11 protein-coding genes are annotated in these 13,179 nt (G+C 49.9%); 10 read left to right on the plus strand and 1 reads right to left on the minus strand.

The window, feature by feature from the left end:
- The first annotated feature begins 67 nt into the window (after window positions 1-67).
- The 7 genes from mnmG (at window position 68) to hemC (ending at window position 7,834) form a co-directional block, all read left to right on the plus strand.
- The gene (gene mnmG / locus BUB59_RS00470) at window positions 68-1,990 is read left to right on the plus strand and encodes a tRNA uridine-5-carboxymethylaminomethyl(34) synthesis enzyme MnmG (protein WP_073224576.1); all 1,923 of its coding nucleotides are present in this window, start codon (window positions 68-70) and stop codon (window positions 1,988-1,990) included.
- An 88-nt stretch (window positions 1,991-2,078) separates the two neighbouring features.
- The gene (locus tag BUB59_RS00475; protein WP_073224578.1) at window positions 2,079-2,411 is read left to right on the plus strand and encodes a hypothetical protein; all 333 of its coding nucleotides are present in this window, start codon (window positions 2,079-2,081) and stop codon (window positions 2,409-2,411) included.
- A gap of 124 nt (window positions 2,412-2,535) precedes the next feature.
- Window positions 2,536-3,144 (plus strand): penicillin-binding protein activator LpoB, encoded by a 609-nt coding sequence (locus BUB59_RS00480; protein WP_073224580.1) that lies wholly within the window; start codon window positions 2,536-2,538, stop codon window positions 3,142-3,144.
- Window positions 3,145-3,261: 117 nt separating this feature from the next.
- On the plus strand, window positions 3,262-4,434 hold the full coding sequence (gene nirJ1 / locus BUB59_RS00485; RefSeq protein WP_073224582.1) for a putative heme d1 biosynthesis radical SAM protein NirJ1: 1,173 nt from the start codon (window positions 3,262-3,264) through the stop codon (window positions 4,432-4,434).
- Window positions 4,434-5,534: an Lrp/AsnC family transcriptional regulator gene (locus BUB59_RS00490; protein WP_073224585.1), complete on the plus strand. Its 1,101-nt coding sequence runs from the start codon at window positions 4,434-4,436 to the stop codon at window positions 5,532-5,534. Before nirJ1 ends, BUB59_RS00490 begins: the two co-directional genes overlap by 1 nt.
- Window positions 5,535-5,567: 33 nt before the next feature.
- The gene (hemA, locus tag BUB59_RS00495) at window positions 5,568-6,857 is read left to right on the plus strand and encodes a glutamyl-tRNA reductase (protein WP_073224587.1); all 1,290 of its coding nucleotides are present in this window, start codon (window positions 5,568-5,570) and stop codon (window positions 6,855-6,857) included.
- A 20-nt stretch (window positions 6,858-6,877) separates the two neighbouring features.
- Window positions 6,878-7,834 carry a hydroxymethylbilane synthase gene (hemC, locus tag BUB59_RS00500; RefSeq protein WP_234979879.1) on the plus strand — a complete coding sequence of 319 codons (957 nt, stop codon included), beginning with the start codon at window positions 6,878-6,880 and terminating at the stop codon, window positions 7,832-7,834.
- Window positions 7,835-7,879: 45 nt separating this feature from the next.
- Here the strand turns inward: hemC and BUB59_RS00505 are convergent, their stop codons facing one another.
- Entirely contained in the window at window positions 7,880-9,400 is a 1,521-nt protein-coding gene (locus BUB59_RS00505; RefSeq protein ID WP_073224589.1) for a fibro-slime domain-containing protein, read from the minus strand.
- Window positions 9,401-9,538: 138 nt separating this feature from the next.
- Here BUB59_RS00505 and cobA point away from each other — a divergent pair, with 138 nt between their 5' ends.
- The 3 genes from cobA to hemB are packed head-to-tail and all read left to right on the plus strand — an operon-like array spanning window position 9,539 to window position 13,165.
- The gene (cobA, locus tag BUB59_RS00510; protein ID WP_073224590.1) at window positions 9,539-11,185 is read left to right on the plus strand and encodes a uroporphyrinogen-III C-methyltransferase; all 1,647 of its coding nucleotides are present in this window, start codon (window positions 9,539-9,541) and stop codon (window positions 11,183-11,185) included.
- Window positions 11,182-12,156, plus strand: a complete 975-nt coding sequence (locus tag BUB59_RS00515; protein ID WP_073224592.1) for an NAD(P)-dependent oxidoreductase — start codon at window positions 11,182-11,184, stop codon at window positions 12,154-12,156. The genes cobA and BUB59_RS00515 overlap by 4 nt, the downstream gene beginning before the upstream one ends.
- Window positions 12,157-12,196: 40 nt before the next feature.
- Window positions 12,197-13,165, plus strand: a complete 969-nt coding sequence (hemB, locus tag BUB59_RS00520) for a porphobilinogen synthase (RefSeq protein ID WP_073224594.1) — start codon at window positions 12,197-12,199, stop codon at window positions 13,163-13,165.
- Window positions 13,166-13,179: the final 14 nt, after the last annotated feature.

Below are 13,179 nucleotides of genomic sequence, written 5' to 3' on the forward strand. Positions count from 1 at the left end.
TAGCTAAATTTGGGCGCGCCTCCCTTGGGATGGCGCGCCTTGTTTTTTTATACGGTTTGAGTCTGATATGAGTGCTATTCTCGCTGAATATGATGTTGTTGTAATCGGTGGTGGCCACGCCGGCATCGAAGCTACTCACGCTGCCTGGAAAATGGGCGTGAAGACCGCCATGCTGACTATGGATATTAACGCCATTGGCCGCATGAGCTGCAACCCTGCAGTGGGTGGCGTAGCCAAGGGACAGATTGTCCGCGATATCGATGCCTTAGGCGGCCTGATGGGGCTCTTGACTGATAAGGCTGGTATTCAGTTTCGTATGCTGAACATGAGTAAGGGACCTGCAGTTTGGGGACCCCGTGCTCAGTGTGACATGAAGTATTACAGCGAAGTTGCCCGTGAGGTCATTACAAGCCTTCCTGGTCTTGATGTACTTCAGGGTGAACTGGCTTCCTTTGACCGTATGGACGATGGACGTCTGGAATTGACCTTGCTGGATGGTAAACGCTATATTACCAAGTCCATCGTGATTACCAGCGGAACCTTCCTGGCATCCAAGATGTTTACTGGCCTTGATACCAGCATTGGTGGCCGCGTAGGGGAGCCTAGCTCCGACAAGCTTTCGGAATGCCTTCAGCGTTTTGGTGTGGCTTTGCGCCGCCTGAAGACAGGTACTCCTAGCCGTCTGGATCCCGATTCCATTGACTTTAACGAATGCGAAGTCCAGCGTGGGGATGATATGCCCTGGCCTATGAGTGACCGCCATCTGGACAATTCCGTACCTGGCTTTGATGCGGACTATTTCTGGGGTGACCCCAAGAATCATTTTGTCCGTAACGATTGCGTGTGCTGGATTACCCGCACTAACATCAAGACTCACGATATTCTTCGCAGTGGCTTTAAGGATAGCCCTATGTTCAGCGGCCGTATTCACGGCAAGGGCCCTCGTTACTGCCCCAGTATCGAAGACAAGATTAACCGTTTCGGCGATCGCGACGGCCACCAGCTGTTCTTGGAACCGGAACAGGCTGACATTGGCCGCGTGTACATTAACGGCTTTAGCTCCAGCTTGCCTGCGGACATTCAGCTCCAGGCCATACATACCATTCCTGGCTTGACTCGCGCCCGAGTGCTCCAGATTGGCTATGCGGTGGAATACGATTCCGTGGACGCCACCCAGCTTTATCCGACCTTCGAATGCAAGAATGTGCCCGGCCTTTACTTTGCGGGCCAGGTTTGCGGAACCAGCGGCTATGAAGAAGCTGCAGGACAGGGCCTGATGGCTGGTATTAATGCCGCCCTCAAGGTGAAGGGGGAGGAACCCCTCATTCTGGGTCGTTCAGAGAGTTACCTGGGCGTCATGGTGGATGATCTGGTGAACGTGCTTCTGGATGAGCCTTACCGTATGTTCACTAGTCGTGCGGAATACCGCCTGTTCCTCCGTAGTGACAATGCGGATGCCCGCCTTAAGGAACATGCCCGTCGTATCGGCATGCTGAGAGATGTGGATTATAACGACTGGATCCGCCGCAAGAACCTGATGGAAGACCTGAAAAAGCGTCTTGCTGAAGAATCCGCCCAGCCGGATGAGGCCAACAAGGTACTGGAAGCCGGTGGTCAGGCTCTGGCTACGGAACGCACCCGCTGGATGAACGTGCTCCGCCGTCCGGGAATTGACCCGGAAGTATTCTTCAAGGTGGCGCTTCCCGATGTGGAAATCTCCCGCAGGGACCAGTGGAACATGTACGCCGAAGAAATCTATGCAGGTTTCTTTGACCGCCAGGCCCGAGAAATTGACGACCAGAAGAAGATGGAATCCGTCAAGTTGTCTCCGGATCTGGACTACATGGCCATTACCGCCATCAGTATCGAAAGCCGTCAGCGCCTGAACGCACAGAAACCCTTGACCTTGGGTCAGGCAAGCCGAATTCCGGGGGTTCGCCCTGCAGATATTACGGTTTTGGCCCATTGGCTGGAAAATCGGGGTGCTTAAAGGACGTTTTTAAGGGTCAAGAATTGTAAAAAAGCTGAAAAGTTACTACATTTGGCCCGTCAATTAACAATAATTCAAGAGGTATATCATGGCAGAAGAAAAAGTAGAAGAAGTTAAGGTAGAAGCTGCAGCAGCTGCTGAAGTTAAGGTAGAAGCTAAGGAAGAAGTTAAGGCTGCCGATAAGAAGAAGGCTCCCCGCAAGGGTGGCAAGCGCCCGTTCAACAAGAAGGGTGGCAAGTTCGGTGCAAAGCCGGCTGCTCCTAAGGCTCCCAAGGTATTTAGCGACTCTCTTGAAGATCGTTTCCCCGCTCTCGCTGCAAAGCTGAAGAAGCAGATCGAAGACGGTATCAAGCAGAAGATCAAGGACGCTCAGAACGACCCCAAGGTTGCTGCTGCTTCCAAGAAGTTCGCTGACAAGTAATATAGACCTCTTCTCTTGGTTTGACCAAGAAAAAAGACCTCCGACTTTCACCGGAGGTCTTTTTTTGTGTAAAGTTTTTTTGTAAATTGAAACCCAAATTAAAGTTTATTAAAGGAGAAAAAACATGCGTAAACTTTTCTGTCTTCTTGCTCTGGGTATGAGCCTCTGCCTGATCGCTTGCGGCGGTAACGGTGGTAAGAAGGTTACCCGTATTGACGCTGCATCTACCACAGACCTTTCCGGTAAGTGGAACGACACCGACTCTCGTCTGGTTGCAGAAGAAATGATCCCCAGCTGCTTGAACAGCGGTAAGATTTCCAAGGCTATTGCTGAAATGGGTCGTACTCCCACCGTCGTGATCGGCAAGGTGAAGAACAAGAGCCACGAACACATTAGCGTTGAAACCTTCATCAAGGATATGGAACGCGTTCTCATCAATTCCGGTGACGTAGACTTCGTTGCAGGTGCAACCGAACGTCAGGCTCTCCGTGAAGAAGTTATGGACCAGCGTGGCAATGCTACCGAAGAAACCGCCAAGGAAACCGGCATGGAAACTGGCGCTGACTGGATGCTCACCGGCTCCATCAACACCATCGTTGACCAGGAAGGTGGCCAGGCTGTGATCTTCTACCAGGTGGACCTGGAACTCACTGACCTCCAGAGCCACAAGAAGCTGTGGATTGGCGACAAGAAGATCAAGAAGTTCATCTCCAGAGATGCAGCTAAGCTCTAATCTTTAACCCTAGCGTTATTCATTTTGTGAAAGGCTCGGCTTATGCCGGGCCTTCACTTTTTGCGGGGTATAGAATTTCTACATTTACCCCGTTAGAATTAAACCGCGAGTGATTTAATGATCAGTATTACCAAGCTTTTGATGGACGCTCCTAACTATGGAGATCAACTTCGTTACACTCCCAAGGCTCACGAATCCAAGAACGGCGTTTCCGAAGGTCGTGGCCCGGTGGTGGTGTGGAACTGCACCAAGACCTGCAACCTGAAGTGCGTTCACTGCTATGCACGTTCCGAAGCCATCAAGTATCAGAACGAACTGACTCACGAAGAAGGCTTGGCCCTCATTGATCAGCTGGCGGAATTCAATGTTCCCGTGATTTTGTTCAGCGGTGGCGAACCGCTGCTCCGTCCGGATTTCTTTGAACTGGCAAACTATGCCGCCAGCAAGGGCATTCGCCCCACCATTTCTACCAACGGTACCTGCATTACTCCGGAAGTGGCTCAAAAGCTGAAGGATATGGGCGTTGGCTATGTAGGTATTAGCCTGGATGGTAACGAAGCTACTCACGACAAGTTCCGCGGTAAGGAAGGTGCTTACCAGCTGGCTATTCGCGGTATCCGTAACTGCGTTGCTACTGGCCAGAAGGTGGGTCTGCGCTTTACCATTACTAAGGATAACTTCCGCGACCTCAATTCCATCTTCGACCTGATCGAAGCGGAAAATATCGATCGCGCCTGCTTCTACCATCTAGTGTATAGCGGTCGCGGCAGTGGCATTGTGGATCACGACCTGACTCACGAAGAAAGCCGCGAAGTGATGGACTTGATTATCGATCGCGTTCTGGACTTCAAGAAGCGTGGCCTGAACAAGGAAATCTTGACGGTGGATAACCACGCTGACGCAGTGTACCTGTACCAGCGCATGAAGCGTGAAGATCCTGAACGTGCCAAGAAAATTCTGGAATTGATCCAGAGCAATGGCGGTAACCGCAGTGGCATGGCCTTCGGTAACATCGACAGTATTGGTAACGTTCATCCCGACCAGTTCACTCAGTACATTACCTTGGGTAACGTTCGTGAACGTAAGTTCGGCGATATCTGGACGGATGAATCTAATCCCATTATGGCAGGCCTCAAGAACCGCAAGCCTCTCCTGAAGGGTCGTTGCCCCAAGTGCCAGTTCCTGAACCTGTGTAACGGAAACTTCCGCACCCGCGCCGAAGCCGTCACTGGCGACTTCTGGGAAATGGACCCCGCCTGCTACCTGACCGACGACGAAGTCGTTATTTAATGACGGAATTCGAACTTCAAATTCTTGACATCGTCCAGGACGGCTTTCCCATAGTGGAACGTCCTTATGCGGCTATTGCAGAGATTTATCGCGATCGTTATGGACATACGCCGGGTTCTGTGCAATCTCTCGCATGTCATTCTGAGCGAAGCGTAAGCGAAGTCGAAGAATCTTGCTTTGCCGAACAGCAAGTTTTTGAGGCTGTCGAAAGCTTGCGCAATGAAGGTGTGATTCGTCGTCTTGGTGGCGTGTACGACACGAAGCGTCTTGGCTTGGTAAGCCGCCTGTGTGCTGGCAAAGTTCCTAGCGTCGCCACTGGTGCCGCTGACGATTCTGCCTTGGAGCAGTTTGCTGCAACGGTCATGGATATTCCGGCCATTACCCACAATTACGTTCGCTCTCACGAATACAACGTGTGGTTTACCGTCATCGCCGAAAGTGAAACTGCGCTCCAGTCCATTATAGAAAAGCTTTGTGCAGAAACCGCCCTTCACGATACACATGCCATGCCTGCGTTGAAGATGTTCAAGATCAATACGGTCATGAGTGTCATTGAAGGCCGAAAGGCAAATGTTCAGAACTCTCCCTCCGTCATTCTGAGCGGAGCGAAGAACCTAGAAAGTCTTTCCGAATTTGATAAGGCCCGCATTCGCTTGCTTAGCGGAAACATTCCTCATTCTCTGACTCCTTTTACAGATTTATTTCAAAGTGTCATTCACAGCGGCGCAAAGACTCTAGAAGAAGTTCTTGTTTCCGCAAATGAGGATTTAGCATCTAAACGTATGAGGCGTTTTGGTGCAGTTCTTCGCCATCAGAATGCGGGCTTCCCCTGCAACGCTATGGTGTGTTTTGATGCTGGGGAGAACGCCGCTGATGCCGGTGCAAAACTTGCGGCTAACCCTCATGTTTCTCATTGCTATGAAAGGCCTCCTTTTGAAGGTTTTTCCTATAACGTCTACGGGATGTTCCACGCCCAGAGTGAAGAGGAGTTGAACGGCTTTGTGCATGAGGCTGTGGAAACGCTTGGAAACCCGCGGTTTGCGGTTCTTCATTCCCTGCGGGAATTAAAGAAAACCAGCTATCAATATTTCGCTGGGTAGAAAAGCAGAATATTAAATTTCTACATTTGGGCCATGCGAAAAATCTACATGGCAGGAATGAATCATAAGATGGCGGAAATTGCCATCCGTGAAAAGTTTTATATCCCGATGGATGTAAAGACGGAGGCTCTGCAGAACCGTCCCTTTGATGAACTTTTGATTCTTGCCACCTGTAATCGCACTGAAGTTTATGCCGCTTCCGACCGAGCCCTGGAAGAGGACGAATTGGTTCGCTATGTTTGCGGCCTTGCTCACCAGAGCTACGATGATTTCGCCCAGTTTTTTTATTGTTCCGAAGGCGAAGCCGTCGTTCAACACGTAATGAACGTTTGTGCGGGGTTGGATTCCGTTGCTGTAGGGGAGGATCAGATCCTTCATCAGATTGGGCGTGCATACGAAACCGCTCATCAGCTGAATGCCACAGGCAATAGCCTGAATAAACTTTTCCAGGGCGCCATTCATACCACCAAACGCATCAAGACGGAAACCAACCTGAGCAAACTCAGTTGCAACATTCCGTTCCTTGCCATGAAGCAGGTGCAGAAGACTTTTGACGATCTGGAAAATCGTTCGGTCTATATTGTGGGACTTGGTGAAATGGGTTCCCTGATGTTGAAATACGTTCAGGAAAATACCACCAAGATTTTTGCCTCCAGCCGTACATTTGCTAACGCGGAAAAGTACGCGGACGTCTTGACTCCGGTTCCTTTCGAGGACCGCTATAGCGTTATGGGTAAGGCGGATGTCATGATTCTTTGCACCGCCTGCCAGGAACCCATTGTGACGAAAGAGGCCTACGAGGCAGTTTTGCCTGCAGACTGTTATCCTGAGCGAATACCCGCATGTCATCCTGAGCAAGCGAAGCGCGTCGAAGGATCTAGCCTCCGCTTGGTCATAGACTTGGGTAATCCTCGAAATGCGGAGCCTTCCGTAGGGAATATTCCCGGCGTGCAGTATGTTTGCGTGGACAATCTGGAAAAGATTGTTTCTGAAAATCGTCGTCTTCGCCTGATTGAACTGGAAGCGGCCCAGAAGATTCTCCAGGAAGGAATTGATGAATTCCTCCAGTGGTATCGTATGGATGAAGTGGCCAAGCAAGTCAACATCCAGGCTGAAAAGATGATGCAGATGGCTGAGGCTGAATCAGAAAAACTGGTTCGTTCCTTGCAGGACATTTCCGCAGAAGACCGCGATCGCATCCAGATGATGTTTGAACGTTTCGCCAAGAAAATGGCCAGCGAATACCTCTATAAGGTGAAGGATAAGAATACTCCCGAAGATGTTCAGAAGTATTTGGAATGCCTTGGCAGAGTGTCATCCTGAGCGAAGTCGAAGGATCTAAAATGAAATTAAGAATTGCAACTCGAAAAAGTGCTTTAGCTCTGGCTCAGACTACTCAGGCCGCCGATGAAATCGTTGCCGTGAATCGTTCCTTGGACGGAGCCTGCGCTGACCTCACCTATGAACTAGTGTCCATGACCACAGAGGGCGACCGTCGTCTGGACAAGTCCCTGGCAAGTTTTGGCGGTAAGGGTGTATTCATCAAGGAACTTGAAGTTGCTCTTTTGGAAGGTCGTGCCGATATTGCTATCCATAGCTTAAAGGATATGCCCGCGGAAGTGCTGCCCCAGTTTAAGCTGGCTGCGGTTCTCAAGCGCGAAGACCCGCGAGATGCATTTTTGGCACGGGGCGGTAAAGACGGAGTCCGCTTTATGGACCTGCCCGCAGGAGCGAAGGTGGGTACCGGAAGCATTCGCCGTGTGGTCCAACTGAAGGCTTTGCGTCCCGATTTGGAATACGTTCCTATTCGTGGTAACATCCAGACTCGCATTTCAAAACTTGCTGAGTTGGATGGTGTAGTTCTTGCCGCAGCGGGTCTGAACCGTATGGGCCTTGCGGATCAGGTGACAGAATATTTTGATACAGACAAGATGCTTCCCGCCAGCGGTCAGGGCATTCTCGCTATTGAAACCCTCAAGGATTACGCGGCATCAATTCTCTCCCGCGTGAACCACGTTCCTACCTACTGCATTGCTGTTGCTGAAATGGCATTCCTGAAGGCTTTGGATGCGGGCTGTCAGTTCCCGGTGGCAAGCTTTGCGGAGTTTGAGGCGGGGACGGAAACTGCCTGCGGCAATTCTAGCGTCTTGAAAATCCGCGGTATTTACTGGGACGAATCTAGTCAGCGTCTTCTAAAAGCTGAAGATTCTATTTCCCTGGATTTGTCTGCTGAAACGGCCTTGCAGAACGCAAAATCATTAGGCGTCTCATTAGCTGAAAAAATCAAATCCCAGCTTTAATAAAAAAGGCTTCTACTTTTGTAGAAGCCTTTCTCTTGTTGCGTCTTATTTGTAACAGGGAATTTGACAAACAGGTTCACCTTCCTTGGCGTCGGTGGATAATTCGCCGGGGGCAAAGCTGCTGTAGTATTCGTAGAGATTTTCTTCCTTCAGGTTAGAATCGCTTTGGCTAGGCTTTCCGATAAGGTTTACCTTTGAAATAGAACTGCGAATCTTGAAGTTGGAACCATCGGACTGGCGTTCTGCATGGAAGAAGTGTATGTAATGAACACTACTGTCTTTCCACGCACCCTTTTCGTCGACCTTTGTGACGCAAGAATCCAGCATGGGGTCACCTTCGTGGCATCCGTGTGAATTCACTGCCAGATAGTCCATGCGGATGGTTCCGGTGGCAGGGAGATGAGTTCCGCCCAGATCTACGGCAAGAACGCCGTCAACGAAAATCCACATATCGTCATCGCCTGTGAACTGGAATATTTCGTTCGCATCCTTGTGATATTCAAAGGGGATGAAGCCCATGATGGTGAAGCCGTAGTTACGTAAATGGCTTATTCCAAAAGGAGATGTCATCGCTGCTTTAAAGGCCGCATCTTTATTTTTGGGGCCTCCATTGGTTTGCCAGAACTTACAAAGATCTGATGTACTTTTTCCTAAGAAATCCGTTTGAGAGGATGCGTACAGATAATTGTAGGGTGGACAGTTAATAGAAAGGGATTGAGGACCATATTGGTCTAAGCCGGGTTTAGATTCGATAAAATAAAAGTTTCCATCGTCTGAAACAGAATCCAGAGGGAAGAAACCTCCGTTATTCCAGTCCTTGCGAATCTCAACATATTTGGGGTCTAATGCAGACTGGCTTAAAACCATCGTGGTATTGGAACTCTTGTTGACGGATCCTTCATCGTGGAACCAATGATCAAAATATTCATTGTCGCAGGCAAGACGATTCCTTTCGATTTCAGGGCTGTAAAAATCAATTTCACCGTCTTCACTGTGCTTAAATTGCAACTGCTGCTTGACCATACCTGGTGTGATATAGACCGGTTTGGACCAAACGTGAACTTGGCAAATCTTGGAACAGGATTTCTCGCTATCGGGAGCGGAGATGTCCCAGGATTCCGCATTATCGGAACACAACTCCGCCGCTGAACCGCGCATTTTTTCTAAACCAAGAGGGTTTAATTCGGGATCTTGAGTGCATCGGGCAAATTCGCCATACCATGCGTACCCTTGTGCAGAACTGATGTTTGCGAGGTAGGCGGGAAGGGTTGTTGTTGCTCCGGATGGGGTCATGATTTCCTTGGGATATCCTTCAGAACCCATTGCCAAACCAAGTGCAGGTGATTGGACACTGCCGCATCCGTAGGTTGTATTGTCGTTTCGACGGCCTAACCACTCCGCATTTCCTAGATAAGAATCTAGCCATGTGTTGATTCCAAATCTTTCGTCTTTACCCATGCTGACTAAAGCTTCTTCCGTGAAGTTCTCGAAGTCCGGATGATTGACTTCAAAATCTCTGATGATGATGTCAAACTCCTGATCAGTATCGTTTGTTACGATTGCCAAAGGTGTTTTTTTGGAAAGATTCTTACTTGCTTGTGCGTAGGGGAATGTCTCGGAATTGTATGGTAGCAATTCTAGACCTTGAGCACATGCTTGGTCCTTGGACGCGCTTGTGGACTTTTTTCTAAATTTCGTCGTGAAATGAAGAATTACGGCAAAGTTTACTTGATTGGTGCTGGTCCTGGTGATCCGGGGTTGTTCACCCTGAAGGGCAAGGCTATTTTGGAAAAGGCTGAGGTGGTTGTCTATGACCGCCTGGTTTCTCCTGCGATTTTGGCCATGTGCAATGATAAGGCGCAAATGGTGGATGTGGGCAAGATGCCGACCCATCACAAGGTGAAACAGTCAGAGATTAATAAACTGCTGGTGAAGTTCGCCCAGGAAAATCCGGGTGCGACCATCGCACGTTTGAAGGGTGGCGATCCCTTTGTGTTTGGCCGTGGCGGCGAAGAATGTTTGGAACTGGTGGAAGCCGGCGTCGAATTCGAAGTAGTGCCTGGTGTAACCGCTGGAATCTCTGTGCCGGCCTATGCAGGAATTCCCGTGACCCATCGTGGAGTTGCCACAAGCTTGCATATTATCACCGGACATGAAAAAGATGAGAGACTTGCTTGTCATCCTGAGCAAGCGCAGAATAATGCGTGTCATCCTGAGCAAGCGAAGCGCGTCGAAGGATCTTCTGTCTCGGGCTTGGATTTTCCGGCTCTTGCCAAGTGCCCGGGGACCTTGGTGTTCTACATGGGCATTTCCAACATGGATTTTATTGCCCGCCGTCTTATGGAATGTGGCAAGGATCCTAAGACCCCTCTGGCATTTATTGAAAAGGGTACCACTCCTTACCAGCGTACTGTTTCCTGTACCTTGGAAACTGCGGGGGAGACTATCGTCCGTGAAAAAGTGGTTGCTCCGGCTATCACCATTATGGGTGATGTTGTTGAACTGGGCTCCTCCTTGGCTTGGCGCAAGAATCTGCCGCTGTCTGGCAAACGTTTGGTTATTACTCGCGCCGCAAAACAGGCTGGCGGTATTGCTTCGAAACTGAGTGCACTGGGCGCCGAAGTCATCGAAACCCCCATGATTGAAACTGCCACATGTCATCCTGTAGTCTCCATATGTCATCCTGAGCGCAGCGCGCAGCGCGAAGTCGAAGGATCTAGCAGAGTGGATTTCGCAGATCTCGCAAACTTCGATATCCTGGCATTCACCAGCACCAACGGGGTGGATTCTTTCTTTGAATCTTTGTTCAAGGCCGGCTTGGATATTCGTGTCCTTGCTGGAAAGAAGATTGCAAGTGTTGGTAAGATTACCGAAAAGAAATTGCTGGAACGTGGCATTCGCTGCGATTACGTTCCTGAAGACCATACCGGCGAAGGCCTGGGTAAACTCCTCGCTGAAAAGTGTGGCGACGCAAGAATCCTCCTCCTTCAGGGCAATCTGGCAGATGATACCTTGTTGAAACTTCTCCCGAAAGCAACTCGCTGGGTGGTATACGAGACGTTGCCTGTGGCAACAATGCCCGACTGGAAACGTGAAGCCGTTGCAACCGCCGACGCCGTTGTCTTCGCAAGCTCCAGTGCCGTGGAAAACTTTGTTAAGACTGTGGGTTGCCATTGCGAAACTGTTCTAACACAGGAATCTCGTAATTCGTATCTCATACCTCGTATCTGCTTCTCCATCGGCCGCCTTACCTCCGCCACAGCCAAGAAGTATGGTTTTGAAGTAATCGAAAGTGAAGAAACCACCATGGATTCTCTGGTGAAAAAAATCGGGGAATATTTCGCGGTATGAAAGTCGTCCTGATTATTGCCCATAACTGCATTCAACCCGGTGCATTCCGCGGTTTCGAGGCTGTGTTGGATGGCCTTCGCAAGAACATGCCCGGGGCGCGCATTGCAAGCACCAGCCTTGTGGATTTAGATAACGATCTTCGAGCCATCTTGCGTGAGGATGTGGAATCCGTAACTTTACTGCCGTATCTTCTTTTGAATGGCCGTCATTCCAAAGGGGATATCCCCGCCATTGTTGCTGATGCCCAGAAGGATTTCCCGCAGATTCCCATGACTCTTCTGCCGCCCTTGGGTGAATGGGATGGTTTCCCCGATATGGTGGTGAACCATGTTTGCAAGGTGAACCAGAGTGCTGAACCCCGACGTCATTCTGAGCGCCCCTCCCAATGTCATCCTGAACGTAGTGAAGGATCTCGCAGTTCCCTCTTCGCCATTGAAATGAATCTTGAGGGCAAGAACGTTCTCGTGGTTGGCGGCGGCCGCATCGCCCTCCGTAAGGTAAAAACGTTGTTACCCACAGGAGCCCACATTACCGTAGTGGCCCCGCTGTTTGATCCCGAATTCCATGCTCTTGTATCTAATAGTTCGGCAGGCTCACCAACCTTAGATAAGGTCCCTGAGCTCAGCCGAAGGGCCTGTTTCTCGTCTCTCGTTTTATTAGAACGCACTTACGAAACCTTGGATTTGCGGGGTGTTTCCATGGTGTTTATCTGCACCGACCAGCCGGCGGTAAATGCCCAGGTCAGCAATGATGCTCGTGCCCGCCGTATTTTGGTGAACAATGCCTGCGATTATCTTGATGGTGATTTTATTGTGCCTGCCCGAATGGACTTTGGCGAAAATATCACTGTCACCGTTTCCACCCAAGGCAAGGCCCCCAGCCTAGCTAAGAAACTGAAACAGAAAATCCAAACCGACTGGTCTACAGAACTGACCCAAATCGAAAAAGAATTTATAACTCATAACTCGTAATTTATAACTCATAATTCATCATTCATAACTCGTAACTCTTATGATCGTCCGTCCTCGTCGTTTACGCCGTAATGCCACCATCCGCAATATGATTGCGGAAACTTCCGTTTCTCCCGATTGCCTCGTTTATCCCATGTTCGTGGTAGAAGGGGAGGGCATCAAGGAAGAAATTTCTTCCATGCCCAACCAGTACCGTTTCAGCATCGATGAATTGCTGAAGGAAATCGAAACCTTCGGACCTCTGGGTCTTAAGTCTGTGCTTCTGTTCGGCATCCCGGACCATAAGGATGAAATGGCTACGGAAGCTTATGATGAAGACGGTATTGTGCAACGTGCAACCCGCGCCATCAAGGCCAAGTTCCCTGAAATCTATGTGATTTGCGACGTGTGCCTTTGCGAATACATGAGCCATGGTCACTGCGGTATCATCAAGGACTGCGATGTGGATAATGACCCCACCTTGGAACTGCTGGCAAAGACTGCTGTTTCTCAGGCTTCTGCTGGTGCAGACATGGTGGCTCCCAGCGACATGATGGACGGTCACATCACCGCCATCCGTGAAGCTTTGGACGAAGCTGGTTTTACCAATACTCCCATTATGGGTTACAGCGCCAAGTTCGCCAGCGCCTACTACGGCCCCTTCCGCGATGCAGCCGACTCCGCTCCTCATTTCGGTAACCGCAAGTCTTACCAGATGGACGTTCGCAACATTCGCGAAGCCATGCACGAAGTGGAATTGGACTTGGAAGAAGGTGCAGACATTGTCATGGTGAAGCCGGGCCTTGCTTTCTTGGACGTGCTCCGCGGTGCTGCAGAAATCAGCAACGTTCCCGTAGCTGTCTATAACGTGAGCGGTGAATACTCCATGGTCAAGGCCGCCGGTAAGATGGGCTGGATTGATGAAGACGCCATCATTCGAGAAAACATGATCGCTTTCAAGCGCGCCGGTGCCGATATCATCATCACGTATCATGCCAAGGAAATCTTGGAAAAGAATTTACTTGGGTAAATTCTCAATCTTGG

The sequence above is a fragment of the Fibrobacter sp. UWEL genome (genome assembly GCF_900142535.1).
Classification (GTDB): domain Bacteria; phylum Fibrobacterota; class Fibrobacteria; order Fibrobacterales; family Fibrobacteraceae; genus Fibrobacter.